The following is a 25,227-nucleotide window of genomic DNA, read 5'->3' as shown; positions in this document are numbered from 1 at the left end:
CAACGCGCTCCTGTGATGGCATTCATGCATCAAAGGCAGGAATCTATCACGAAACAGCCCATTTATCGCTGATCCCTAAGCAATCCATCATGGGTCATCACCGATTAAAGGAGACCGCCATGAAAGGCTCGACCGCGTTCCTTGCCCTGTTCACATCCCTCGCTTCGTTCACTGCCTTCGCCGCCCCGGCCACCACACAACCGGTCGGCACCCCCAGTCAGACTTACGAATACGGCATGCCTTTGGACGTGGCCAAGGTGATTTCCATCACCCCCGCCAGCAATGCGGCCGATTGTGCGGTGGGCACAGCGCAGATGGTTTATGTCGACCACGAAGGCCAGACCCACAAGGTCAAGTACCAGGAAATGGGCAACTGCTCGCAGCTGTAGCGTCAGGTCACGCCAACAGCTGTTCGATCCACCGCACCTGCGTCGCCACTTCCTGGACCTTCTGCTCCGGCACGCCCTGGCGGGCTCGCACGAAATGCGCCATGACCCGACGCTTGCGCTTGAGGTTCAAGCCCCACTTGGCCAGGAAGGCCGGGCTGCGCTCCTGCATCAGCAAGGGGCCGAAGTACAGCTCCTGGGGCGAATAGGCCACCGCCTCGCAGCGTTCGGCAACGATGATCTCGTAGGTGAACGCATTTTCCTCCAGCAATTCCTCGCACAGGATGCGGTAGTCGTTTTCCATCAGCCATTCACGCAGGGTGCCCTCACGCACGTTGGGCTGCAGCACCAGGCGCTCCTTGCCGCTCAGGCGGTGCTTGCCGCGCTCGAGGATCTCGCGGATCTTCTCGCCGCCCATGCCGCACAGGCTGATGGCGGTGATGCCGTCCTGCGGCTCGATGGCATCCAGGCCGTCGGCCAGGCGCACGGTGATGCGCGCTTCCAGGCCGTTCTTGCGTACCTTGCGCTGGGCCGAATGATACGGCGTCGGCGCGGCCTCGCCGGCCACAGCCGCCTCGATGCAGCCGCGCAGCATCAGCGCCACCGGCAGGTAGCCGTGGTCCGAGCCGATATCGGCCAGGCGCGCGCCGGCCGGCACATGCGCCGCCACGCGCTCCAGACGCATCGATAATGTCTGTTCGTTCAACCCTTGCCCCTTCTTGCAACGCTTGCCCGACACCCTCGGCCGGACCGGGGCGCGATTCTGACCGCCCTCGCTGCGCTTTTCAAATGCACGCGACCAGGGCCACGGCTCGACCCGGCCAAGCCGCTCGCGTAGGCTTGCGAGTTTCCTTCCGTTGCAAGGCGAATCAACCATGGCAGATATCCTCTTCACCCCCGACAGCGACCCGGAATCCATCTCCTCCGACGTGGCCGAGTTCAACGGCCTGCTGGTCACCACCCAGATCCCGACCCGCCCCGACGGCAGCCTGGCGCTGGGCGATATCGTCGAGCAGAGCGAATGCACTCTGCAGGCGCTCAAGGACGCCCTGGAGCGTGCCGGCAGCTCGATGGACCGCGTCGTGCACCTGACTATCTACCTGACCGACATGGCCGACCGCCCGGCTTTCAATGAGGTCTACCAGCGCTTCTTCAGCAAGCCGTGGCCGGTGCGTGCCGCGGTGGGCGTGGCGTCGCTGGCCTTCGAAGGCATGCGCGTGGAAGTAACCGCAATGGCCGCCAAGGCCTGATCCCTGGCACCCCGTGGCTGGGTCTGCTTCGCAGCCCAATCGCGGGCAAGCCCGCTCCCACAGATCTGCGTCACCTCCCTTGTAGGAGCGGCCTTGTGCCGCGATTAGGCCGGGCCCGATATCACCGTCGTCTGGCCCTTGATCGCGGGGCAAGCCCGCTCCCACACCTCCCTGTACAAGCGGCCTTGTGCCGCGAAAGGGCTGCGCCGCAGCCCCCTTTGGGCAGCCAATGGATGCTCCCGGGCCATTTCACCGGTACAATGCGCGCCTTGCCCGTGACAGCCCGACCATAACGATATGTCCCTCCCAAAGAATCACCTGGAACTGCTCAGCCCCGCCCGTGACGTGGCCATTGCCCGCGAAGCGATCCTGCATGGCGCCGACGCCATCTACATCGGCGGCCCCAGCTTCGGTGCGCGCCACAATGCCTGCAACGAAGTCAGCGACATCGCCGGGCTGGTGGAATTCGCCCACCGCTACCACGCGCGGGTCTTCACCACCATCAACACCATCCTCCACGACAACGAGCTCGAACCCGCCCGCCAGCTGATCCACCAGCTGTACGACGCCGGCGTCGACGCCTTGATCGTCCAGGACCTGGGGGTGATGGAGCTGGACATCCCGCCGATCGAGCTGCACGCCAGCACCCAGACCGACATCCGCACCCTGGCACGAGCCAAGTTCCTCGACCAGGCCGGCTTCTCCCAACTGGTGCTGGCCCGCGAACTGAACCTGCAGCAAATTCGTGCCATCGCCGCCGAGACCGACGCGGCCATCGAGTTCTTCATCCATGGCGCCCTGTGCGTGGCCTTCTCCGGCCAGTGCAACATCTCCCATGCCCAGACCGGCCGCAGCGCCAACCGTGGCGACTGCTCCCAGGCCTGCCGCCTGCCCTATACCCTCAAGGATGACCAGGGCCGCGTGGTGGCGTTCGAGAAGCACCTGCTGTCGATGAAGGACAACAACCAGACCGCCAACCTGAGCGACCTGGTGGACGCCGGCGTGCGCTCGTTCAAGATCGAGGGCCGCTACAAGGACATGGGCTACGTGAAAAACATCACCGCCCACTACCGCAAGGAGTTGGATGCGATCCTCGAAGGCCGCCCGGACCTGGCGCGCGCCTCCAGCGGGCGCACCGAACACTTCTTCGTGCCTGACCCGGACAAGACCTTCCACCGCGGCAGCACCGACTACTTCGTCAGCGACCGCAAGATCGACATTGGCGCCTTCGACTCCCCGACCTTCACCGGCCTGCCAGTAGGCGTGGTGGAGAAAGTCGGCAAGCGCGACCTGCTGGTGGTCACCGAAGTGCCGCTGACCAACGGCGACGGTCTCAATGTACTGGTCAAGCGCGAAGTGGTGGGTTTTCGCGCCAACATCGCCGAGCCCAAGGGCGAGTTCGAGGAAGACGGCCAGACGCGCTACCGCTACCGGGTCGAGCCCAACGAAATGCCCGAAGGCCTGCACAAGCTGCGCCCCAACCACCCGCTGTCGCGTAACCTGGACCACAACTGGCAACAGGCACTGCAGCGCACCTCCGCCGAGCGCCGCGTGGGCGTGCAATGGCACGCCGTGCTGCGCGAACAGCGCCTGGCCCTGACCGTCACCAGCGAGGAAGGCATCAGCGTGCAGGTGGCCCTCGACGGCCCGTTCGGCGCCGCCAACAAGCCACAGCAGGCCCTGGACCAACTGCATGACCTGCTCGGCCAGCTGGGCACAACCCAGTACCACGCCGATGCCATAGAACTGGACGCACCCCAGGCGTATTTCATCCCCAACTCGCAGCTCAAGGCCCTGCGCCGCGAGGCCATCGAGGCCCTGACCGAGGCACGGGTCAAGGCGCACCCGCGTGGCGGGCGCAAGGCCGAGACCAACCCACCGCCGGTCTACCCAGAGGCGCACCTGTCGTTCTTGGCCAATGTCTACAACCAGAAGGCCCGCGACTTCTACCACCGCCATGGGGTGCAGCTGATCGACGCCGCCTTCGAAGCCCACGAGGAGCATGGCGAAGTGCCAGTGATGATCACCAAGCACTGCCTGCGCTTCTCGTTCAACCTATGCCCTAAGCAGGCCAAGGGCGTCACCGGCGTGCGCACCAAGGTCGCGCCGATGCAGTTGGTGCATGGCGATGAAGTATTGACCCTGAAGTTCGACTGCAAGCCCTGCGAGATGCACGTGGTCGGCAAGATCAAGGATCACATCCTCGACCTGCCCACCCCAGGCAGCGCCGTGGCCCAGGTGGTCGGCCACATCAGTCCGCAAGACCTGCTCAAGACCATTCCCCGCGCGCCGCACTGAGCGCGTAGCCCGCTCCACAGTTGGTTTGCACAAGTCCTGTAGGAGCGGGCTGGTCCCGTGATCGGGCCGCAAAGCGGCCCCTTTTCGCACGTTCATCAATTGGTACTCTGGTACACCAAATACCGCTGTAAACGATAATTCCTATCAGTTATGATCCGCGCCTCCCGCCCCCGTAGGATCGTACTGCAATGCGTCGTGCGTTCGTTTCACTCTGCCTCATCAATGCCGTAGCGCCCTTCGCCCTGGCTGAACCAGCGGCGCCTCTGGAACTGCAAGCCGTCAACATCGATGCCGCCAGCGAGCTGGAGCGTGCCGACGGCCCTGTGATCGGCTACCGGGCAACCCGCTCGGCCAGCGCTACACGCACCGACACCGCACTTCATGAAACGCCGCAGTCGGTCAGTGTCGTGCCCAAAGATGTACTGGAAGACACCGCCGCCACTCGCCTGCAGGATGGCCTGGACTACGCTGGCGGTGTGGGACGCGCCAACAACTTCGGCGGCCAAGGCCTGACCACCTTCACCGTGCGCGGCTTCACCACGGGCGAGTTCTACCGCAACGGCTTCCCCATCAACCGCGGCTACCCGAACGCCCCCGACGCCAACACCGTCGAGCGTCTCGAAGTGCTACGCGGCCCGGCCACCAGCCTGTATGGCCGCGGCGACCCCGGCGGTACCTTCAACGCGGTCAGCAAGCAGCCCCTGGCCGAGCCCAAGGTGACCCTGGGCAGCCAGTTCGATGATCAGGGCATGCACCGCGCCACGCTCGATGCCACCGGCCCGCTCAGCGACGACGGACGCCTGGCCTATCGCCTGAACCTGCTCGGCGAAGGCGGCGAGACCTTCCGCGATGACGTGGAGACCGAGCGCTACGACGTCGCCCCGGTGCTCAGCTGGCAGGTCAACGACACCACGCGCATCGTGTTCGAAGGCGATTTCATGCGCAACAACCACCCCCTGGACCGCGGCCTCACCCGCCTTCCCACCCAACGCGGCACGGCCTCGCGCGATACCAATATCTGGGAAAAAGGCACCGACAACCTGCTGCACAACGATAACAACATGGCCCAGCTGCGTTTCGAGCACCAGCTCAACGACGACTGGACCCTGGGCGGCGGCATGCAGTGGCTCGACGGCACCCTCAAGGGCAATGCCGTTGAAGCCAACAAGCTCCAGGCCGATGGCCATACCCTGGGGCGCAACTTCAACTACCGCAAACTGGAATGGACAGACCGGGACTACCAGCTCAACCTGACCGGCCACTTCGACACCGCAGGCTTTGCCCATACCCTGCTGACCGGCATCGAATACGAAGATTATGATTACCAATCGATCATTCGCCGCTCAGCTGGCGGGGAGACGGACTACCCCATCGACATCTTCGATCCGGTCCTGGGCCAGCCGCGCCCCGAACTGGGCCTCCCCACCACCAATGACAAGGAAAACCTCAAGACCTGGGCGGTCTTCATTCAGGACCAGGTTGCCCTGACCGAACGGCTCAAGGTCTTGGCGGGCCTGCGCTTCGAGCGCTTCGAGCACCAGTACGACAACTACCTGCCAGGTGCTGCTGACTGGACCGCCGCCGACAATGCCGTGACTCCACGCCTGGGCGTGATCTACGACCTGACCGACACCGTCGCCGTGTACGCCAACACCGCCCGTTCGTTCAAGCCCAACAATGGTGCCAGCCGGCAAGGCCAGGGCTTCGACCCGGAAAAAGGCAAGTCGTATGAACTGGGCGTCAAGTGGGAAGCGTTGGATCGCCAGCTGAGCGTCGATGCGGCCATCTACCACATCGTCAAGGAGAACGTCCTGGCCAACGACCCGCAGGATCCCACCGGCACCTACAAGGTCGCCGCCGGCGAAGTGCGCAGCCGTGGCCTGGACATCACCGTGGCCGGCAACATCACCCCCGAATGGCGTGTGATCGGTGGCTACGCCTATGTCGATGCCGAGGTGACCAAAGATACGAGCCTGCCTGATGGCACCCGCCTGGCCAACATTCCACGCAACAGCTTCAGCCTGCTCAATACCTACGAGTTCCAGGACGGGCTGGCCAAGGGCCTGGGCCTGGGCATGGGCGTGAAGTACATCGACGATCGCGCCGGGCGGACCGCGGCGACCACCTATACCATGCAGCAATACACCGTGGTCGACCTGCTGGCGTTCTACCAGGTCAACGAGCATGTTCGGCTGAACCTGGACCTGAAGAACCTGTTCAACAAGGAATACGACGAAGGCGCCTTCAACAACTACGTCTACCCGGGTGCACCACGCACGGTGCAGGCGGGTGTGAGCTATACCTTCTGAGGCATCGTATGGGGCCGCTTTGCGGCCCCAATGCCTTACAGCAACCCCACCTCCCTCGCCGTACGATCCACGGCAATCCTGGTCTTCTCCACCAGCTCATCGATATTCCCTCGGCTGGCCACCAACGCCGGCGCCATGATCATCCGGCCCAAGGTCGAGCGAATGATCACCCCCTCCTCGAACCCATAGGTCCGGCACTGCCAGGCCAGGTCGTTCTCGTTGGCGTAGCGCTTGCGGGTGGCCTTGTCCTCGGCGAATTGCAGCGCCGCCACCAGGCCGGCCCCCTGGATCTCGCCGATCAGCGGGTGCTCGCCGAACACCTCGCGTAGGCACCGCTGCAGGTAGGGGCCCGTGTCGTCCTTGACCTGGCGCACGACGCCTTCGTCGCGCAGGGCCTTGAGGTTGGCGATGGCCACCGCCGCCGCCACCGGGTGGCCGGAATAGGTCAGGCCGTGGGCGAACACCCCGCCCCGCTCCACCAACGCCTCGGCGATGCGCTTGGAAAGCACCAGGCCGCCCATGGGCACATAGCCGGAGGTCAGACCCTTGGCGATGGACAAAGTGTCTGGCTCGAAGCCGAAGTGCTGGTGGGCGAACCATTCACCGGTACGGCCGAACCCGCCGATCACTTCGTCGGCGCACAGCAGCACGTCGTACTGACGGCAGATGCGCTGGATTTCCGGCCAGTAGCTCTGCGGCGGGAAGATCATGCCGCCCGCCCCCTGGAACGGCTCGGCGATGAAACCTGCGACATTCTCGGCCCCCAGCTCAAGAATCTTCTCCTCCAGCTGCAGGGCACAGCGCCGGCCGAACGCCTCAGGCGTCAGGTCGCCGCCTGCGGCGTACCAGTAGGGTTCGTCGATGTGCGCGACATCCGGGATCAAGCCGCCCATCTCGTGCATGAACTTCATGCCGCCCAGGGCCGTGGCCGCCAGGGTCGAGCCGTGGTAGCCATTCCAGCGGCCGATCATGATCTTCTTGCCCGGTTTGCCCATCACCTGCCAGTAGCGGCGTACGGTACGGATCAGCACCTCGTTGGCTTCGGAGCCTGAGTTGGTGTAGATCGCGTGGCTGTAGTGCCCGGGCAGCAGGCTGAACAACAGCTCGGACAGCTCGATCACGGCGGGGTGGGTGGTGTGGAAGAACATGTTGTAGTACGCCAACTGGTCCATCTGCGTGGCGGCGGCGGCGGTCAGGTCCTTGCGGCCATAGCCCAGCTGGGTGCACCACAAGCCCGACATGCCGTCGAGGTAACGTTTGCCGTCGTTGTCCCACAGGTGCAGGCCCTCGCCGCGTACGATGACCCGCGGGCCTTCGGCGTTGAGCGCCTTCTGGTCGAGGAAAGCATGGATGTGGTGCGCGGCATCGGCGTTCTGGTAGTCGCGGGTTTCACGTTGGGGCTGGAACGGTGCGTTCATTGTTGTTCTCCGTAGATGGGGATCAGCGCAGCTGGAACCAGGTGGTCTTCAGTTGGGTGTACTTGTCGAACGAATGCAGCGAAAGGTCGCGGCCAAAGCCGGACTGGCGACCACCGCCGAAGGGCACCGTCACGTCCAGGGCATCGACGGTGTTGACTGACACGGTGCCGGCTTTCAGGCGCCGGGCCACACGGTGGGCGCGGTTGAGGTCATCACTCCACACCGAGGCAGCCAGCCCGTAGACGCTGTCGTTGGCCAGGCGCAGGGCTTGTTCTTCGTCATCGAACACACTCACCGCCAGCACCGGGCCGAAGATTTCCTCTCGGGCCAGGGCCATGTCAGCGCGCACGTCGGTGAACACGGTGGGGGCAATGAAATTGTCCGAGCCGTTGATGCTCAGGCGCTGGCCACCGCACAGCAGGCGCGCCCCGTCGGCCCGGGCCTGGTCGATGGCGGCACTGATGCGCGCGCTCTGGCTGGCATCGACGATGGCACCGGCGCGGCTGGCCGGGTCCAGCGGGTCGCCGGGGAGCCAGTCGCGGGCCTTGAGCAGCAAGCGCTCGACGAACTCGTCGTGGATCGAACGTTGCACGTAGAGGCGCGAATTGGCCGAGCACACCTCGCCCTGGTTGAAAAAGATGCCGAACGCGGCCTTCTCGGCGGCCAGGTCCAGGTCCTGGCAGTCGTCGAACACCAGGTTCGGGCTTTTGCCACCGCACTCCAGCCACACCTGCTTGAGGTTGGACTGCGCCGCGTACTGCATGAAGTACTTGCCCACCTGGGTAGAGCCGGTGAACACCAGGCAGTCCACATCCGGGTGCAGGCCCAGGGCCCGGCCAGCGTGCTCGCCTAGGCCTGGCACGACATTCAGCACACCCTCTGGTAGCCCGGCCTCCAAGGCCAGTTCGGCCAGGCGCAGGGCCGAGAACGGCGACTGCTCGGCGGGTTTGAGCACCACGCTGTTGCCGGCGGCCAGGGCCGGAGCGACCTTCCAGGCGGCCATGTCCAGGGGGAAATTCCACGGTACCACCGCGCCGACCACGCCCAGCGCCTCGCGGGTGACGGTGGCCAGGACATTGCCGGCCGTGGGTGCGACCTGGTCGTAGAGCTTGTCCAGGGCTTCGCCGTACCAGGCGAACACCTGCGCGGCACCGGGCACATCGAGGGTGTAAGCATCCATCACCGGCTTGCCCATGTTCAGCGAGTCGAGCAGAGCCAGCTCTTCGCGGTGGGCCAGCATCAATTCGGCCAGGCGTAGCAGTACGCGCTTGCGTGCCGCAGGCGCCATGCGTGCCCAAGGGCCCTGCTCGAAAGCCCGGCGCGCTGAGCGCACGGCCTGGTTGACCTCCGCCTCGCCGCACGCCGCGACCTGGGCCAGCAACCGGTTGGTCGCCGGGTTGATGGCTGCGAAGGTCGCCCCCGAGCAGGCCGCGACCGGGCGACCGTCGATCAGGGCGGTATCGATGAAGCGTTGCTGTGCAGCGCGCTGCTGCCAATCGCTCAATGTATGCACGCAGGACTCCCTCACGGCCGCCGTGGCGGCCGATGGTTATGGTTGGCAATGGGATGACGCAGGTGGCTGGGTCAGCGCCTTCGCAGGTAGCTTTCCAGCGGGTCCTTGCTCAGCCCTTCCTGGGCCTGGGCCAGGGAATCGATGAACAAGGAGAACAGCTCGGACTGCTTGGCGATGTCCAGCTTGGTGTAGAGGTTCTTGCGGTGGGTCTTGACCGTGTCTTCGCTGATGCCCAGGCGTTCGGCCAGGGAGCGGGTCGAGTGGCCACGCAGCAGGTACTGGGCGACACGGCACTCGCGCTCGGTCAACAGCGACGAGCCGAAGTTGTTCAACGCCGCGTTGATCTGCCGCCCCAGGGCACTTTCGAAGCGCCCGCCGAGAGAGTCGGCATCCAGCTGCCCCCAGTGCCGGCGGACCACCGCCACCACCCAGGGGGCGACGCGCTTGAGGTCGGCAACCTGCGCGGCACCGAGCCTACGGGTATTGCCCAGCGCCACGGCGATGGTCAGTTGGGTATCGAGCGGGACGATGTAGTTCAGTTCGTCCTCCAGGTGCGCATGCTGGTAGAACGACAGGTAGTACTCGCTGCGCTTGAAGTGGTCGGGAGCGACATCGCTCAGTCGGTAGCAGCCAGGGGCGATGCCATCCATGCAGGCACGGTAGAACGGGCACAGCAGGTAGTAGCCTTCGAGGTACTTCTGTACGTTGCCCTCGGGTAGCCACGGCCCCTCTTCGTCGTTTTCGAACAGCGCCGAGGGCAGGCCCTTGCGTGGGTACAGGAACACCGTGATGGCCTGGCTCTGGGCCAGGCAGTTGAGCGCGGCGAACAGCGCCTCGACGAAGCTGGGCGTGCCGATGGCCTCGATGACACGGGCCATCTGCGCGTACCAGTCGGGCGATTTCAGCCGGTCTTTGCTCATGTCGTGGATCCCCGTCAGGGTTGTTCTTGTGGTGTCGCTGGGCAGGATTGTTTCATGCGATCGCCAGGGCGACCATCACCCTTCGGGGTGAGGCCATGAGTCGAACGGGAATGAACGACCGATCACCTTCGCCAGCCTAATGCCAGGCAAGCCCACCCTGGAGGAGACTGGCCATGGCCGACCCCAAGCAGCCCGTGAACCCCGAGCATCCCGACCCCTACGTGGACGACATCCCCCATAACCCTGGGGAGCAGGTACCCCAACCCGAAAAGCAGGCGCCCGACTGGCCCGAAGGCCAGGTGCCGCCAGAGGAGCAGTCGGACGGCTGAGCGACCGTTGGTCGCATGCGCCATCCTGCCGATGGATTTCCCGTGATCGGCCCTCGATCTGAATTCATGAGAGCTGGCCGATGGCCGTGTTCTCACTCCTGTGTTCGGCCCGCCGCCGGCGGGCCTTTTTTTCGAACCCGTGGAGGCCACCATGCACGACTTCCTGCAGATGGGCGGCGGCAATGTCCAGGACGATTGGCCGGAGCTCGACCCGAACGCGCAGCCAGACCAACGCAACGACCGGGCCGACGACCCGGACACCGACCCCAGCATCGAGGATGACGGCAATCGCCCGGGCGTACCGGCCAGCGACCCGGAATCCGGCGCCTGAACGGCTACGGGGCAAGCGCGCCCCTCTACCTTGCAGAGGAACCCGCTTGCCCCGCAGCGCGTGGGCTCAGGCCGTTACCGCTTCGCTACCCGGCGCATCGCCCGGCACCGCAGCCTGCGCCACGCCCTCGCCGGCAGTCGGCACGAAGGCCGGCCCACTGCCGGAAAGCCGCCAGCTGACGTCGGTCACGCCGTAGCGCTCCGCCATCGGCCGGCTCACCTTCCGGATCTTCTCCCGTCCGAACTTTGGAATGATCCCGACCCCAGCATCACAGCTGGCCCAATGCCAAGCTTCGGCATTGTCCATGCGTTCCAGGCGAATGATGAAACTGCGCGGCTGGCCGTGCAGCCGGTAGTCAATGATGTACAGCTGTGGGGTTGGCATCTTGGGGCCCTCCTTTTCTCCATGGATGACTCCCTGATTGATCAGGGTTTTCCGTGAAGATTCAAAAGATTGTCGAACAGTTTGCATGAATGGCTTGATGCCGTTTGGCCACGTCTCTAGGCACCCGCCGGATCCAGCTGGATGAACAGGCAATAGCCGCCCAGCAACACCCAGAAAACCAGGAACAACCAGGGCGTTCGTATCGAGAACATCAGTGACTTGCGGTGGCCGTGCCGGCTCGACTCGGTTTCGCAGAACAACGGCCAGTCGTCGTAGGCCATGCCCATGCTCGGCTCGCTGCTCAGCAATTGGCTCTGCTTGAAGTACCAATGGTCGATGATGCCGTAGGCCGCACGGATCCCCGGCCAGGCATTGAGCGAACTGAGCACCCCGAGCAAGGCCAGGAACGCTGGCACCACCAGGGTGAACGGCGCGCCCCACTTCGGGTTGAGGTTGGCCATGCACGAGGCGAAGGCGATCACCAGGAACGACTGCGCCGACAGGTAGGCATCGGTGCGGTTGGCCAGGATGCTGGTTTCGTACTGGATCTCCCGGCGATAGAACTCCAGCCGTTCCCTGGGGGTTGCGAACATCTGGCCCTGCTCCGGCGGGTGCAGGTCGTCGCTGTTGACCGAGGTCAAAATACGTCGGGTCATGGCATCTCCGAGGCCTCAGTAGGGGCCATTGGGCAAGGGGTCAGGTGCCGCACCGGGCACCAGGATCACCTTGCGGCAGCGCTCCTGCTGTTCGTCGAACAGTTCGTAGCCGCGCACCGCCTCCTCCAGCGCCAGGCGATGGGTGACGATGTCCTGGGGGTTGAGCCGGCCGGCCTCGATATGCTCGAGCAGCTCGGGCAGGTAGCGCTGCACATGGGTCTGGCCCATGCGGAAGGTCAGGCCCTTGTCGAAGGCATCGCCGAACAGAAAACCATGGATGAAACCGGCATACACCCCAGGCACGCTCACCACCCCACCACGCCGGACGGCCGCCATGCTCTGGCGCAGAGCCTTGCCGCTGCTGCCTTCGAGTTTGAGCGCGGTGAGCACGGTTTCGGTGGTGCTGCCCTTGGCCTCGAAGCCCACCGCGTCGATCACCGCGTCGACGCCGCGCATGCCGGCGGTCTGGCGGATGATGGTGTCGGCCGGGTCGTCGTCATGGGCGAAGTCGATGGGGATCACCCCATAGGCATCGCGGGCATAGTCCAGGCGGTAGCCGCAATCATCGACCATGAAGATCTGCTCCACCCCCAGCATCCTGGCACAGGCCGCCGAGAGCAGGCCGACCGGCCCGGCGCCGAAGATCGCCAGCGAGGCGCCCTGCCCCACTTCGGCGTTGAGCACCGCTTGCCAGGCGGTCGGAAGAATATCGGACAGGAACAGCAGCTTGTCGTCCGCCAGCTGCCCAGGCACCTTGAACGGGCCCACATTGGCCTTGGGCACCCGTACGTAGTCGGCCTGCCCGCCCGCCACGCCGCCGTACAGGTGGCTGTAGCCGAACAGGGCCGCGCCCGCTGGGATGCCCTTCTTGTTGAGGATCGCCCCGCGGCCGGTGTTGGTGGTCTCGCAAGCGGCGAACAGGTCGTGCTGGCAAAAGAAGCAGCTGCCGCAGGCGATCACGAACGGAATCACCACTCGGTCGCCTGGGCGTACGGCCGTCACCTCGCTGCCGACCTCCTCGACGATGCCCATGAACTCATGGCCGAGGATATCGCCCGTCTCCACGGCGGGAATCTTGCCGTGATACAGGTGCAGGTCGGACCCGCAAATGGCCGTGGCAGTTACCTGCAGCAGGATGTCGTCGGGGGCTTCGATGACCGGGTCCGGCACGGTGTCGACCCGTACATCCCCGGCGCCGTGATAGGTCAATGCGCGCATGCTTCGATCTCCGTGGCGAAACAGGAACGACCCCAGGCCGGCGGCCGCGGGCCACCGGCCAGGGGGGGGGGGGCGGCCCCCGGGGGGGGGGGCGCGCGCCCGGCAGCGTCAGTGCCGGGCTTCAGCGAATGCACGCACTCACTGGTTACGACCGCCGCCGTGGCTGTGCTGGCCGCCCTTGCGGCCTGCCTCGGAAGCGCGTTCACGGTCGTTGGCGAAGTTGCCCCCTGAGTTCTGGCCGCCTTTATGGCCGGCGCGGGAGGCTTTCTCGCGGTCGTTGGCGAAATTGCCTGGGTTGGTTTCCTTGGTGCCGCCACGTTGTCCGGATTGCTCTTGGTCACGAGCCATGTCGTTTCTCCTTGCTAGTGGATTGGCTTTGCACGTAATCGCACCGTGCAGTAGTTCCGAACAGGTTGCAGCGGCAAGTGCTCAATCGATCTGGACCACCCCTGACGAGTGGCGCGAAACACTCCGGCGAGCAAAAGATTGCGCCCCAGCGGCTGGCGTGCCACTTCCGCCCGCGCAAGTTTTTTGCACTGTCGGGAGGCGGTGTTGTCTTAGCTCGACCAGCCCCGTCATCGCTCGCCGCCAGGTGCATCGCCAGCCTATAATCGGCCTCACAGATGCCCGGCGAAGCTTCGATGGGCCACCTTGTTCAGGTCTGCAGAAGGCTGCGCCGATGAAGTCGTCTACCAAGCCCACCCTCGCCTCTCCCCAAAACCCGGCCCTGAGCCCAAGCCACTTGGCATTCCCGGTGGTGGGCATTGGCGCATCGGCTGGAGGGATGGAAGCCATCTGCACCTTCTTCCGGCAGATGCCAGCCGATTGCGACATGGCCTTCGTGGTAGTCCTGCACCTTTCGCCTGACCACCAGAGCGTGGCCGACCGGATCATCCAGGAAGCCACGGCCATGCCGGTGATGCAGGTCAGCGAACCGGTGCCGATCGAACGCAACCGCGTGTATGTGATTTCCCCGGCCAACCGCCTGTCCACCAACGATGGCTATCTGCGGGTCAGCCCGGCCAACCGGCGCCGGGGCGATCATGTGGCCATCGACCTGTTCTTCCGCGACCTGGCCGATGTGCACAAGGACCATGCCTTCTGTGTGGTGCTCTCAGGCACCGGTGCCGACGGCGCCGTGGGCCTTTCGCGGATCAAGGAGCAAGGCGGCGTGACCCTGGTGCAGTCGCCGGACGATGCGCTGTACGACAGCATGCCGCGGGCAGCCTTGGATACCGGCATGGTCGACGTGGTGCTGCCCGTCGCGGAAATGCCGCAAAAGCTGATGGAGCTCTGGCACAACGCCCGTCAGGTCAAGCTGCCGCAGATCGAGGACGACAGCCTGCCGCCAGCGCTCGGCACCCGCAGTGGCGACCCGCGCCAGGCCGAACCCTTGCTCGAGGAGATCCTGCTGCTGCTGCGTACCAACACCGGCCATGATTTCCAGCACTACAAGCGCGCCACCGTGCTGCGCCGCATCGAACGGCGCCTGCATGTCACGGGCCAGGCGGACCTCGGCGCTTACTACCGCTACCTGGAGCAGCACCGTGAGGAGTCCGCCGCACTGCTGGCCGACATGCTCATCGGCGTGACCAACTTCTTCCGCGACCGGGAGGCGTTCGAGGCCCTTGAACGCCATGTGCTGCCGGAGCTGGTCAGCGACGGCGAAAGCGGCGAAGGGCCGGGCGAGATCCGTATCTGGTCGGCGGGCTGCTCCACCGGCGAGGAGGCCTACAGCCTGGCCATGCTGGTGTGCGAGCAACTGGCCGTGGAGCGGCGCGAGGCCAAGGTGCAGGTGTTCGCCACCGACCTGGACGAGCGCGCCATCGCCACCGCCCGCACCGGCAGCTATTCGGAGGCCATCGTCACCGATGTGCCACCGGCGCGCCTGCGCCAGTTCTTCATCAAGGAAGACCAGCACTACCGTGTACGCAAGGAAATCCGCGAGAAAGTGCTGTTCGCCCGACACAACCTGCTGTCCGACCCGCCGTTTTCCCAGATCGATCTGATCGTCTGCCGCAACCTGCTGATCTATCTGGACCGTGAGGTGCAACAGGACATCCTGCAGATGTTCCATTTCGCCCTGCGCCCGGGCGGCCACCTGTTCCTGGGAGCCTCCGAATCGGCAGACCTTGCCAACGAACTGTTCGCCCCGGTCGACAAGCGCAACCGTATTTTCCGTGCCCGCCCGGCAAGCCCCGGCAACCGCATGCCGGGGCGCCAGCTGCTGGGCACCGACCTGCTCGCCACCCAGCCCGACAACCGCACCAAGGCCAGCCCTGGCCGCAAGCCCTCCTACGCCGAGGTGCACCACCGCGCCCTGGCCCGGCGCACCCCACCGAGCCTGATCGTCGATGGCGACGGCAACATCCTGCACATGAGCGAGGGCGTGGGGCGCTTCCTGCACCTGATGGGCGGCGAGCCGAGCCGCAACCTGATCAACCTGGTGCTGCCGGCCCTGCGCCTGTCGCTGCGCAGCACATTGTTCCAGGCGCGCCAGGGCTCCCAGGCGGTCACCTCGCGCCCGGTGGACCTGGGCGAAGGCGAGCACAAGGTGCAGGTCGAGATCGTGGTCCAGCCGCACAAGGACGAACCCAGCAGCAGCGAATGCCTGCTGGTGGTGTTCGAGGAGCGCGTGCCCGACCCTTCCCTGGTGCCGACCACTGGCATTCGCCAGACCGACAGCATGGTGCTGGCCAACCTCGAGCGCGAACTGCAACGCACCCGTCTGCAACTTCAGGAAACCATCGAGCAATCGGAAATCTCCAGCGAAGAGCTGACCGCCTCCAACGAGGAAATGCAGGCCATCAACGAGGAGCTGCGCTCGGCCAGCGAGGAGCTGGAAACCAGCAAGGAGGAGTTGCAGTCGATCAACGAGGAACTGCTCACGGTCAACTACGAGCTCAAGAACAAGGTGGAGGAAACCGACAAGGTCAACGACTACCTGAGCAACCTGATCGCTTCCACCGCCATTGCCACGGTATTCGTCGACCGCAATCTGCATATCCGCTGGTTCACCCCGCGCGCCACCGACATCTTCAACATGCTGCCGGTCGACACCGGTCGCTCCCTGCTCGACATCACCCACCGGCTGGACTACCCGGAGCTGGCCGACGATGCCCGCGCCGTGGCCCAGGGCGAGACCACCATCGAGCGTGAGGTCGGCGGCGAGAACCAGCGCTGGTACCTGGCCCGCCTGCTGCCGTACCGCGCCAGCGAGCAGAAGATCGACGGCACCGTGCTGACCTTCATCGACATCAGCAAGGGCCGTGCCGTGGAGGAGCGCCTGCGCCTGGGCGAGGAACGCATGCGCCTGGTGGCCGAGAGCACCCATGAGTTCGCCATCATCCTGCTCGACGAACAAGGCTTGGTGACCGACTGGAACACCGGCGCCACACTGATCTTTGGCTATGCCAAGGCCGAGGTGGTCGGGCGCAACTACGACCTGATCTTCACCGAAGAAGACCGCAAGGACGGCGTGCCCGCGCGCGAGCTGCGCGACGCCCGCCTCAACGGCCGGGGCCAGGACGAGCGCTGGCACGTGCGCAAGGACGGCAGCCGGTTCTATTGCAGTGGCGAGGTGTCGTTGCTCAAGGGCAGCAGCCTGCGCGGCTATGTGAAGATCGCCCGCGACCTGACCGGGCACAAGCGCCTGCATGACGAGCAATCCAAGCAACTGGCCGAGTCCCAGAGCAGCAGCCACATGAAGGACGAATTCTTCGCCGTCATGTCCCATGAGCTCAAACACCCGCTGAATCTGATTCAGCTCAACGCCGAAATCCTCCGGCGCCTGCCAGTGGTGAAGAACGCCACTGCCGCCAGCAAAGCGGTCGGCACCATCTGCGAGGCCGTGGCCAGCCAGGCACGGATCATCGACGACCTGCTCGATGTGGCGCGCATCCGTACCGGCAAGCTCAAGCTCAAGACCGAGCCAGTGAACCTGTGCGCGATCCTACGCGATATCCACACGGTGGTGCGCAGCGAGCAACACCTGTGCGATGTGGTACTGGAGTTACCGGCCGCAGACCAGCCGCTATACATCGAGGGGGATGTCACCCGCCTGGAGCAGATCATCTGGAACCTGCTCAACAATGCCCTGAAATTCAGCCCGACCGGCAGCCAGATCCGTTTGGTACTGGGTCGCGAGGGAGAACAGGCGCTGCTGCACGTGATCGACCAGGGCGTGGGCCTGAGCGAGGAAAGCCTGGAGAACATCTTCGACCTGTTCACCCAGGCCGCCCCGCAACTGGCCAGTCACAGCCGTGAGGGGCTTGGGATCGGGCTGTCGCTGGTGCGCCAGCTGGTCCAAGCCCATGGCGGTACAGTTCAGGCCAGCTCGCCCGGGCTCGGCAAGGGTTGTACCTTCATCGTCCGCCTGCCGGTGTGCGACCCCAGCCAGCAGTCGCAACGCGACGTCGGCGACCAGGAGAGCGAGGGCCGGCTCGATGGCATTCGAGTGCTGCTGGTCGATGACTCGCTCGACGTGCTGGAGATCATGCAGCAACTGCTGGAAATGGAAGGTGCCCAAGTGCATGCTTTCAGCGACCCACGCGCCGCCCTGCAGGCCGCGGCCGGCGGCGAGTACGACATCATCCTTTCGGATATCGGCATGCCCGTCATGGACGGCCATGCCCTGATCAAGGCGCTGCGAGAACGTCCACACCTGAGCACCGTTCCCGCCATCGCACTGACCGGCTACGGTGCCAGTGCCGACCAGTACAAGTCACGCCAATCAGGCTTCGATCGCCATTTGAACAAGCCCGTGGCCTATGATGAGTTGGTCGAGGCGATCGAGTCGTTGAGCGGCTCCCAGCCCTACTGACCGCTCATCCGGGCGCTGGTACATCCACCCCAACCTCAGGCGCCTTTCCGGGCCCAATCCAGTAGGGACCACTGGATTTTGCCTGGAGCCTGCATGAAGCCCGTCAAGCACCGCGCCACCGTGATCTGTCGCCATGGCAGAAAGACCCGCAAATGGCTGTGGGTAAGAAAACCCAAGGCGCCGTGGACCTTGCCGGGTGGCAAGATCGAGCCCGGCGAGACGCCGGCCCAGGCAGCCGAGCGCGAGTTGCTCGAGGAAACCGGGCTCAAGGCCCAGGACTTGACCTTCCTGATGCGCTACGAGTCGCCCCAGCGCGTGCATTACGTGTTCGAGGCGCTGTTTGCCGACGAACCCAAGCCGGCCGCCAGCCACGAGATTGCCGATTGTTGTTTCGAACACTTGGACCGGGTGCCGACGATCAAGGATGAGATCAAGTTGCTGATCCAATCATTGCTTGCCTGCGACCAGGCCATGGCCGCGTCGGTGCGTTGACCTCTGTGGGCTTGTCCCGCGATAGGGCCGGCCCGGTATAACGGTGCCATGGCAAGGGCTTCGCCCTTGTTCGCGGGGCAAGCCCGCTCCTACAGAGCCGTGCAATATCCATAAGGTGGATTGGCGGCTTTGTGGGGGCGGGCTTGTATATCAGGGCATCAAGGTCCAGCGGCCGCTGTTCTGGCGCTGGGCAGGTTCCACCGGGCCGTCCTGCTGGGTATAGATGAACATGCCCGAACGGTCCGTCAGGCATTGCAGGGTCATGCTGTAGGTGGCGTTCCCGTCCGGGTGCTGTTCGGTCATGTCGATCTGGCCGAGCCCCCGTTGAATGTTTCTATATTCATACTTGCCTTGAATTTTCACATCAGTGCCTAGCACCTCCAGTTCATAGCGCTCACGCCCGAAATCGACCTTCACCATACGACCTGCGTGTGGATTGGCGGGGCTGTACAGCGGGTCGCTGATATTGATCATTTGTCGCTGGTTCAGGTCGAGAGGCACATCACAGGATGCAGCTGATGCCACAGCGGGAGCAAGCAGGGCGACCAGCACAGACAGACTCTTGCGATACATAGGGGAATCTCCTTGAAAGGTCCCCTAATACTTAAGAATCTGACTCCTGCCGTCTGTAGGAAAAGTTGCAAGCTTGGCGCTCTCTTACCTCACGCATGCACACTATGCTGGCAGGCATCCGCCTCGATGGGCATCTCGTCGATGGCATGGATCATCCCGCTCTCCAACGCTTCCTTGGCACCCAGGATACGCGGATAGGCCATCAGATAGCGTGGCACGTCCAATACCTCCGTAGCCCCTTCGGTGCGCTCGGCGACGATCTGGGCATACAGGCGCAGGTCGTAGTCCAGGCTCATCGCATATTCGGCCATGCGTGAATGGTCCACCGAGCCGTGCAAGGTCCAGTGAAACGGGTGGAACAGGAACTTGCTCAATGCGCAGGCGGTGCGGTGCTCACCGGCCAGGAACAGGATATTGCCCATGGACTCCACCGTGCCCAGGTTGTGGGTGTGAACCTGCACCGGTAGCGAACGCAGGAAGTTGTACAGGGTGAACCCGTAGCTGCACTCCCCGCCCATGGTGGCGATGTTGATCTGCAGGACCTCGGCGCCCTGTTGCAGGGCACGGGCGCTGGTACTGATCAGGTTGCCGCAGGTGGATGAGTTGATCGGGCCGGTGAAATGGATGATGTGTCTGGCCATGCTTGCCTCCAGCGTTGGCGGAAATCATTCCAGTGAAGCGTCAATCGGATTGCTCGACGGCGTCCGGTGGCGCGCCGTTGCCGTTCTGGTCCTTTTCGCCCATGCGCTGGTACTGCTTGCGCAAGGCGTGCAGCTCGGCCGAGTCCATGTCCTCCAAGGCCAGCAGTGCCTTGTGCGCCTTGCGCGTGGTGCGCAGCAGCTCGTCGATCTTGATGTGCAACACGTCGTTGTCGCGGTTCTGGGTGTTCTGGATCAGGAACACCATCAGGAAGGTGATGATGGTGGTCGAAGTATTGATCACCAGCTGCCAGGTGTCGTTGAAGTCGAACAACGGCCCGCTCACGGCCCAGGTCACGATCAGCAACAGGGCAATGGCGAAGGTCAGTGGTCGGCCGGACCATTTGGCCAGCCAGTGGGCGAAACGGTCGAATGTCATGCTGGCGGTCCTCCACAGCCACCCGGCATCAGCCCGGCAGCTTGTCCTCGCCAGGCAGGCCTTGCAAGTCAGGGTCGTCGGGCAGCACCTCGGGGTCATCCTCGGGCTTCTCGCTGGCCTGCGGTTGCGCGTTCAGATCTTCGAAATCGATGTCGGTATTCATGATTCAGCTCCTCTGCCAATGCCAGGCGGGCTAAATCCTCCCCTGGCATGCGGTGGAATCGCCTGCGCCGGCAAAGTTCAAAAACGATGCCCCGTCCGCTCGTCAAACTTCCTGAACCCTCGCCACCTGCATCGAGTCGCAATTCAAGGACAGACCTGCAACCCATCACGAACGAAGGACGACAACGTGAGTGATATCCGTATAGGCATTTCCGGTTGGCGCTACGGCCCTTGGCGCAAGGATTTCTACCCCAAGGGCCTGCGCCAGGACGACGAGCTGGCGTTCGCCTCCCGGGCGGTCAACAGCATCGAGATCAATGGTTCGTTCTATGCCCTGCAGACGCCGGGGCGCTATTGCCAATGGCGCGATGCAACCCCGGACGACTTCGTTTTCTCGGTCAAGGCGCCGCGCTACATCACTCACGTGCGACGGCTCAAGGACATCGAGGAGCCCCTGGCCAACTTCTTCGCCTCCGGCCCATTGCTGCTGGGCAAGAAGCTTGGCCCAGTGCTCTGGCAGTTCCCGCCCAGCATGAAGTTCGACGCGGTGCGCTTTGCCGATTTCCTCGAACGCCTGCCCCATGACCGCGCAGCCGCCCGAACCTTGGCCGAGCACTGTGCCGAACGCCTGCGGGGCAACGGCGGCACCGATATCGAAGGCAATGCAGCCTTGCGCCACGCCGTGGAGATCCGCCACGAGAGCTTCCTGTGCGACGAATTCGTCGAGCTGCTGCGCAAACACAAGGTCGCTCTGGTGGTGGCCGACAGCGCTGGCAAATGGCCCTATGTGGAAGATGTCACCGCCGATTTCGTCTACATGCGCCTGCACGGCGACGTCGAGCTCTACAGCAGCGGCTATACCGCCCGGGCCCTGCGTCGCTGGAAGGAGCGCATCCTGGCCTGGAGCCAGGGCGGCCAGCCCGACGACGCTGAACTGATCGTCCAGCGTGCGCCACACAAGCGCGCCTCGCGCGACGTCTACTGCTACTTCGACAATGACCAGAAAGTCCACGCCCCCTACGATGCCCGCCGCCTGCTGGAGAAACTCAACCTCGCGGGCGAGCTGGTCACCGAGCCCGGAGTGGAACCGGAGGTCGAACTGTGAACAAGACCATGCCAGCTCCCCGATGCATCATCGACAAGATCACCGCGGTGCACCGCCTGAACGTGCTGACGATCAACGTGCACAAGGGCTTCACCCTGTTCAACCGGCGCTTCATCCTCCCCGAGCTGCGCGAGGCGGTTCGGGCCACCGGGGCGGACCTGGTGTTCCTCCAGGAGGTGCACGGCAGCCACCAGATGCATGCGCAGCGTCATCCAGCCTGGCCACAGACGCCGCAATACGAGTTTCTCGCCGACACCATGTGGCCGCAGTTCGCCTATGGCCGCAACGCGGTCTACCCCCACGGTGACCATGGCAATGCCCTGCTGTCGAAATTCCCTATCGCCGAATACCACAACCTCGACGTCTCGATCGCCGGCAACGAACAGCGTGGTCTGCTGCATTGCCGCCTCGAGGTGCCGGGCCACGACCAGTTGCATGCGGTGTGCGTGCACCTGGGCTTGCGTGAAGCGCACCGCCAGGCCCAGGTCCGCCTGCTGCTGGAGCTGCTCGACAGCCTGCCGGCCGATGCGCCGGTGATCGTCGCCGGCGACTTCAACGACTGGCGCCTGAAGGCCGACGCGGTGCTGTCCGAGCGCTTGGTCGAAGCTTTCGGCGAACGCCTGGGCACGCCGGCGCGCAGCTTCCCGGCGCGCCTGCCCTTGCTGCGCCTGGACCGCATCTACCTGCGCAACGCCATGCCCGGCAGGGTCCAGGTGCTGTCCAAGTACCCGTGGTCGCACCTGTCCGACCATGCACCGTTGGCCGCGGAGATCAGCCTATGAACCGGCCCTGGGTGGACGGCAACCATGTCGAGTTGCTGATCAATGGCGAGCAGTACTATCCGCGCGTGTTCGAAGCCATGGCCCAGGCGCGCGAGGAGATCCTGCTCGAGACGTTCATCATTTACGACGACAAGGTCGGCCAGCAGTTGCAGCAGGTGTTGATCGATGCCGCCCGGCGAGGCGTAAGGGTCGAAGTGGCCGCCGACGGCTACGGTACCGCCGACCTGCCGGATGCCTTCATCTGCGCCATGACCGACGCCGGTATTCGCTTCCACGCCTTCGACCCACAGCCACGCCTGGTGGGCATGCGTACCAACCTGTTCCGGCGCCTGCATCGCAAGATCGTGGTGATCGACGGCGAGCGCGCGTTCATTGGCGGCATCAACTACAGCGCCGACCACCTGGGCGACTTCGGCCCCATGGCCAAGCAGGACTACGCCGTGGAGGTATGCGGGCCGGTGGTGGCCCAGGTGCATGCCACCAGCCGCCGCCTGTTGGCCCCGGTGCTAGAGCCGCCCAGCCAGGTACGGCCTGTGACCGAGCCCTGCGGTTCGGCTTGTGCGGTGCTGGTGGAGCGCGACAACAGCCGCCATCGCAACGACATCGAAGCCTATTACCTGGAAGGTTTCCGCCTGGCCCGCCAACGTATCGTGGTGGCCAACGCCTATTTCTTCCCCGGTTACCGCCTGATGCGCGAACTGCGCAACGCCGCCCGCCGAGGCGTGGAGGTGGTGCTGATCCTCCAGGGCCAACCGGACATGCGCTGGGTCCGGGCATTGTCGCGGCTGCTGTACAACTACCTGCTGCGTGACGGTGTGCGCATTCATGAATACTGCCAGCGCCCATTGCACGGCAAGGTCGCGCTGGTGGACGACCAGTGGGCCACGGTCGGTTCGAGCAACCTCGACCCTTTGAGCCTGTCGTTCAACCTCGAAGCCAATTTGCTGATCCGCGACCGTGATTTCAACCAGACGCTGTACGCGCACCTGAACCAACTGGCCACCGAGCAATGCAAGGCCGTCACCCTGGAACGCATGGTGCGTGGCTATTGGTGGCGGGCGCCGCTGATCTTCCTGTGCTTCCACGTGATTCGCCATTTCCCGAGGATCGCCGGCTGGTTCCCTGCCCACCGCCAGGTCCTGCAGTCGCTGAGCCCCAGCGAGCAGGAAACCCGCGCCTATCACGAGGGCAAGACCTGATGAAGCACACACCTTGGCGCACCTGGGGCAAACGCCTGATGACCCTGTTGTTCCTAGTGCTGATTCCAACCTTGCTGTACCTGCTGGCGCGCAACCTGGACTGGAACGAGGTGCGCCAGTCGTTGCTGGCCTACAGGCCCGGCACCCTGGTCATCGGCTTGGTGCTGGCGTTCGCCAGCTATCTGACCTTCGCCAGCTACGATCTGCTCGGCCGCGCCTACACCGGCCACCACCTGCCAGCTCGCCAGGTATTGCCAGTGGCGTTCGTGTGCTACGCCTTCAACCTCAATTTCACCACCTGGGTGGGCGGTGTTGCCTTGCGCTACCGGTTGTACGGCCGCCTGGGCCTGGATACGCCGACCATCACCCGCATCCTCACCCTGGGTCTTTTGACCAACTGGGTCGGCTATATGCTGCTGGCCGGCACGGTGTTCGCCCTGGGCCTGGTCGAGCTGCCCAAAAGCTGGGCAGTGGGCGCCACCGGCCTGCGGTTGATCGGTGTACTGTTGCTGGTGCTCGCCGTGGGCTACCTGCTGGCATGCGCCTTCGCCAAGCGTCGCACCTGGAGCCTGCGTGGCCATGAACTCACCCTGCCCTCGCTGCGCCTGGCGCTGTGCCAGGTGGCCCTCGGCGCGAGCAATTGGGCGCTGATGGCGGCACTGATCCATTGGCTGCTGCCCCACGAGCTGTTCTACCCCTCGATCCTCGGCATTTTGCTGATCAGTTGCGTGGCCGGCGTGGTGGCACACATTCCCGCCGGGCTCGGTGTGCTCGAGGCGGTGTTCCTCGCCCTGCTCCATGGCCAGATCGGCCAGGGCAGCCTGGTGGCCGCGCTGCTGGGCTACCGTACCCTCTACTATCTGATCCCCTTGCTGTTGGCGCTGGTGGTCTACCTGGTCTTGGAGAAACGTGCCAGGGCCATGCGCCAGCGTGGCAAGGCCGCATTGCGCAAGACCTGACGAAGGCCGTAATGGCCGGGAGGTGTCCGATGCGTTTTCCCATCCTGCTGCTGTTGCTCGGCAGCCTGGTCAGTACCCAGGCCTTGGCCGAGGCCTGCGAAGTCCTCACCCGCTCCTCCAGCGACGCGGTCAAACCCGTGGAGCGACGGACCTGCTACAGCTACGGCAACATGCCCGCCGAGGCCATCGCCTGGTCGTGCAGCAATGAGAGCAAGGACATGATCAACACCCAGAAGCACAAGGTAGCCCGCTGCGCCGATGGCAGCGTTGGCAGCTGCATTGCACCGCTGACCCAGGAATCGTTGGCCAACCCTAATGCCGCCGGCCGCGACGAGCCATCGACCAAGCCGGCCGTGCCCAAGGATGCGCGGGTGATCACCTACTACTACGACACCCCGAGCCTGGCCCAGGCCCGCACCGACTGCGAACGCAAGGACGGCATCTGGCAGACTCACTGACCGCCGGTCGCGGTTTCGGAACGTCGGTGTGCGGCTAGGGTTCCCCCGTAGTAGACGCGCTGTTTTTCACTGCAAAGGAGAGAGCCATGCCACGTGGAGACAAAGACAAGTACACCGACAAGCAGAAACGCAAGGCCGAGCACATCGAGGAAAGCTACGAGGCCAAGGGCGTGTCCAAGGACGAGGCCGAGTCCCGCGCCTGGGCCACCGTCAACAAGCAGTCCGGCGGTGGTGAGCGCAAGGGTGGCTCGGGGCAGAAGAAAAGCCCCCAGGCCAAGGAAAAGGCCCGCGAATCCTCTGCCAAGCGCGCCGCCGCCACCCGCCGCGGCGTGCCGCGACCAGGTCAGCAGCTGGAGGACATGACCAAGACCGAACTGCTGGACCGGGCGCGCAAGCGCAATATCTCCGGGCGTTCGACCATGCGCAAGGGCGAGCTGATCGAGGCGCTGCGCAAGGCGGCTTGATTCTGTTGCTCGTCAGGCGCAATAGCCCAGACGCCGCCAAACGCGACGTCAGGAGGCCGAGTGGAAGCCTTGCGCAGGTGGGTGCCAGGCATGGATGCCTGGCAAGCGGCGCAGGGCCATGG

The 25,227-nt window shown here is 64.5% G+C and carries 25 protein-coding genes and 1 pseudogene; 14 read left to right on the top strand and 12 right to left on the bottom strand.

Translation table 11 applies throughout. From position 1 onward, the window contains the following. Nucleotides 1–119: 119 nt before the first annotated feature. Nucleotides 120–389, top strand: coding sequence for a DUF2790 domain-containing protein (locus tag IRZ56_RS20905; protein ID WP_196146692.1), 270 nt, complete (start codon nucleotides 120–122; stop codon nucleotides 387–389). A gap of 7 nt (nucleotides 390–396) precedes the next feature. Here IRZ56_RS20905 and IRZ56_RS20900 read toward each other — a convergent pair whose 3' ends face one another. Further along, nucleotides 397–1,092 (bottom strand): tRNA (adenine(22)-N(1))-methyltransferase, encoded by a 696-nt coding sequence (locus IRZ56_RS20900; RefSeq protein ID WP_230386073.1) that lies wholly within the window; start codon nucleotides 1,090–1,092, stop codon nucleotides 397–399. A gap of 169 nt (nucleotides 1,093–1,261) precedes the next feature. Between IRZ56_RS20900 and IRZ56_RS20895 the strand changes: the two genes are divergently transcribed. From IRZ56_RS20895 to IRZ56_RS20885, 3 genes are all read left to right on the top strand, one after another. Next, nucleotides 1,262–1,636 carry a RidA family protein gene (locus IRZ56_RS20895; RefSeq protein WP_196146690.1) on the top strand — a complete coding sequence of 125 codons (375 nt, stop codon included), beginning with the start codon at nucleotides 1,262–1,264 and terminating at the stop codon, nucleotides 1,634–1,636. 297 nt (nucleotides 1,637–1,933) lie between these two features. Beyond that, nucleotides 1,934–3,934, top strand: a complete 2,001-nt coding sequence (locus tag IRZ56_RS20890) for a peptidase U32 family protein (RefSeq protein WP_196146689.1) — start codon at nucleotides 1,934–1,936, stop codon at nucleotides 3,932–3,934. Between the two features lie 188 nt (nucleotides 3,935–4,122). Next, entirely contained in the window at nucleotides 4,123–6,243 is a 2,121-nt protein-coding gene (locus IRZ56_RS20885) for a TonB-dependent siderophore receptor (RefSeq protein WP_196146688.1), read from the top strand. A gap of 35 nt (nucleotides 6,244–6,278) precedes the next feature. Here IRZ56_RS20885 and IRZ56_RS20880 read toward each other — a convergent pair whose 3' ends face one another. From IRZ56_RS20880 to IRZ56_RS20870, 3 genes are all read right to left on the bottom strand, one after another. After that, a complete protein-coding gene (locus IRZ56_RS20880) occupies nucleotides 6,279–7,661 on the bottom strand; it encodes an aspartate aminotransferase family protein (RefSeq protein ID WP_196146687.1) in 1,383 nt (460 codons plus the stop codon). 22 nt (nucleotides 7,662–7,683) lie between these two features. Continuing rightward, nucleotides 7,684–9,174: an aldehyde dehydrogenase gene (locus IRZ56_RS20875; RefSeq protein WP_196146686.1), complete on the bottom strand. Its 1,491-nt coding sequence runs from the start codon at nucleotides 9,172–9,174 to the stop codon at nucleotides 7,684–7,686. Between the two features lie 71 nt (nucleotides 9,175–9,245). After that, nucleotides 9,246–10,094, bottom strand: coding sequence for a helix-turn-helix transcriptional regulator (locus tag IRZ56_RS20870; RefSeq protein WP_196146685.1), 849 nt, complete (start codon nucleotides 10,092–10,094; stop codon nucleotides 9,246–9,248). 173 nt (nucleotides 10,095–10,267) lie between these two features. Here IRZ56_RS20870 and IRZ56_RS20865 point away from each other — a divergent pair, with 173 nt between their 5' ends. Further along, complete coding sequence (locus IRZ56_RS20865; protein ID WP_196146684.1) at nucleotides 10,268–10,423, top strand: hypothetical protein; 156 nt, start codon at nucleotides 10,268–10,270, stop codon at nucleotides 10,421–10,423. Nucleotides 10,424–10,574: 151 nt separating this feature from the next. Further along, the gene (locus tag IRZ56_RS20860; RefSeq protein WP_196146701.1) at nucleotides 10,575–10,754 is read left to right on the top strand and encodes a hypothetical protein; all 180 of its coding nucleotides are present in this window, start codon (nucleotides 10,575–10,577) and stop codon (nucleotides 10,752–10,754) included. A 66-nt stretch (nucleotides 10,755–10,820) separates the two neighbouring features. On the opposite strand, the gene IRZ56_RS20855 is transcribed toward IRZ56_RS20860, so the two are convergent. The 4 genes and pseudogenes from IRZ56_RS20855 to IRZ56_RS20840 form a co-directional block, all read right to left on the bottom strand. Then, the gene (locus IRZ56_RS20855) at nucleotides 10,821–11,138 is read right to left on the bottom strand and encodes a DUF6555 family protein (protein ID WP_230390476.1); all 318 of its coding nucleotides are present in this window, start codon (nucleotides 11,136–11,138) and stop codon (nucleotides 10,821–10,823) included. Nucleotides 11,139–11,254: 116 nt separating this feature from the next. Then, the gene (locus IRZ56_RS20850) at nucleotides 11,255–11,794 is read right to left on the bottom strand and encodes a hypothetical protein (protein WP_196146683.1); all 540 of its coding nucleotides are present in this window, start codon (nucleotides 11,792–11,794) and stop codon (nucleotides 11,255–11,257) included. A 15-nt stretch (nucleotides 11,795–11,809) separates the two neighbouring features. Further along, nucleotides 11,810–13,012 (bottom strand): zinc-dependent alcohol dehydrogenase, encoded by a 1,203-nt coding sequence (locus IRZ56_RS20845; protein WP_196146682.1) that lies wholly within the window; start codon nucleotides 13,010–13,012, stop codon nucleotides 11,810–11,812. Nucleotides 13,013–13,150: 138 nt separating this feature from the next. Next, nucleotides 13,151–13,306, bottom strand: a pseudogene (locus tag IRZ56_RS20840) (general stress protein); the annotation flags it as partial. A gap of 385 nt (nucleotides 13,307–13,691) precedes the next feature. Here IRZ56_RS20840 and IRZ56_RS20835 point away from each other — a divergent pair. Both IRZ56_RS20835 and IRZ56_RS20830 read left to right on the top strand, forming a co-directional pair. Further along, nucleotides 13,692–17,834 carry a CheR family methyltransferase gene (locus IRZ56_RS20835; RefSeq protein ID WP_196146681.1) on the top strand — a complete coding sequence of 1,381 codons (4,143 nt, stop codon included), beginning with the start codon at nucleotides 13,692–13,694 and terminating at the stop codon, nucleotides 17,832–17,834. Between the two features lie 93 nt (nucleotides 17,835–17,927). Continuing rightward, nucleotides 17,928–18,326, top strand: a complete 399-nt coding sequence (locus IRZ56_RS20830; protein ID WP_196146680.1) for an NUDIX hydrolase — start codon at nucleotides 17,928–17,930, stop codon at nucleotides 18,324–18,326. 150 nt (nucleotides 18,327–18,476) lie between these two features. Here IRZ56_RS20830 and IRZ56_RS20825 read toward each other — a convergent pair whose 3' ends face one another. The 4 genes from IRZ56_RS20825 to IRZ56_RS23255 form a co-directional block, all read right to left on the bottom strand. Next, the gene (locus tag IRZ56_RS20825) at nucleotides 18,477–18,899 is read right to left on the bottom strand and encodes a hypothetical protein (RefSeq protein WP_196146679.1); all 423 of its coding nucleotides are present in this window, start codon (nucleotides 18,897–18,899) and stop codon (nucleotides 18,477–18,479) included. Nucleotides 18,900–18,988: 89 nt separating this feature from the next. Then, nucleotides 18,989–19,540: an ATP-dependent Clp protease proteolytic subunit gene (locus IRZ56_RS20820; protein ID WP_196146678.1), complete on the bottom strand. Its 552-nt coding sequence runs from the start codon at nucleotides 19,538–19,540 to the stop codon at nucleotides 18,989–18,991. Nucleotides 19,541–19,580: 40 nt separating this feature from the next. Further along, entirely contained in the window at nucleotides 19,581–19,976 is a 396-nt protein-coding gene (locus IRZ56_RS20815; RefSeq protein ID WP_196146677.1) for a low affinity iron permease family protein, read from the bottom strand. Between the two features lie 28 nt (nucleotides 19,977–20,004). Continuing rightward, nucleotides 20,005–20,139 (bottom strand): hypothetical protein, encoded by a 135-nt coding sequence (locus IRZ56_RS23255; RefSeq protein WP_268868153.1) that lies wholly within the window; start codon nucleotides 20,137–20,139, stop codon nucleotides 20,005–20,007. A 186-nt stretch (nucleotides 20,140–20,325) separates the two neighbouring features. Here IRZ56_RS23255 and IRZ56_RS20810 point away from each other — a divergent pair, with 186 nt between their 5' ends. The 6 genes from IRZ56_RS20810 (at nucleotide 20,326) to IRZ56_RS20785 (ending at nucleotide 25,105) form a co-directional block, all read left to right on the top strand. Next, nucleotides 20,326–21,243, top strand: coding sequence for a DUF72 domain-containing protein (locus IRZ56_RS20810; protein WP_196146676.1), 918 nt, complete (start codon nucleotides 20,326–20,328; stop codon nucleotides 21,241–21,243). Further along, a complete protein-coding gene (locus tag IRZ56_RS20805) occupies nucleotides 21,240–22,025 on the top strand; it encodes an endonuclease/exonuclease/phosphatase family protein (RefSeq protein ID WP_196146675.1) in 786 nt (261 codons plus the stop codon). The genes IRZ56_RS20810 and IRZ56_RS20805 overlap by 4 nt, the downstream gene beginning before the upstream one ends. After that, nucleotides 22,022–23,224, top strand: a complete 1,203-nt coding sequence (gene clsB, locus IRZ56_RS20800) for a cardiolipin synthase ClsB (RefSeq protein WP_196146674.1) — start codon at nucleotides 22,022–22,024, stop codon at nucleotides 23,222–23,224. Before IRZ56_RS20805 ends, clsB begins: the two co-directional genes overlap by 4 nt. Then, nucleotides 23,224–24,183, top strand: a complete 960-nt coding sequence (locus IRZ56_RS20795; RefSeq protein ID WP_196146673.1) for a lysylphosphatidylglycerol synthase domain-containing protein — start codon at nucleotides 23,224–23,226, stop codon at nucleotides 24,181–24,183. Before clsB ends, IRZ56_RS20795 begins: the two co-directional genes overlap by 1 nt. Before the next feature lie 29 nt (nucleotides 24,184–24,212). Beyond that, nucleotides 24,213–24,641, top strand: coding sequence for a hypothetical protein (locus IRZ56_RS20790; protein WP_196146672.1), 429 nt, complete (start codon nucleotides 24,213–24,215; stop codon nucleotides 24,639–24,641). Nucleotides 24,642–24,727: 86 nt separating this feature from the next. Continuing rightward, a complete protein-coding gene (locus IRZ56_RS20785; protein WP_196146671.1) occupies nucleotides 24,728–25,105 on the top strand; it encodes a Rho termination factor N-terminal domain-containing protein in 378 nt (125 codons plus the stop codon). Nucleotides 25,106–25,227 lie beyond the last annotated feature (122 nt).

Origin of the sequence: Pseudomonas guariconensis, assembly GCF_015680235.1 — a bacterium.
Taxonomy (GTDB): domain Bacteria; phylum Pseudomonadota; class Gammaproteobacteria; order Pseudomonadales; family Pseudomonadaceae; genus Aquipseudomonas; species Aquipseudomonas guariconensis_A.
This window is presented reverse-complemented; position numbering and strand designations above follow the sequence as displayed.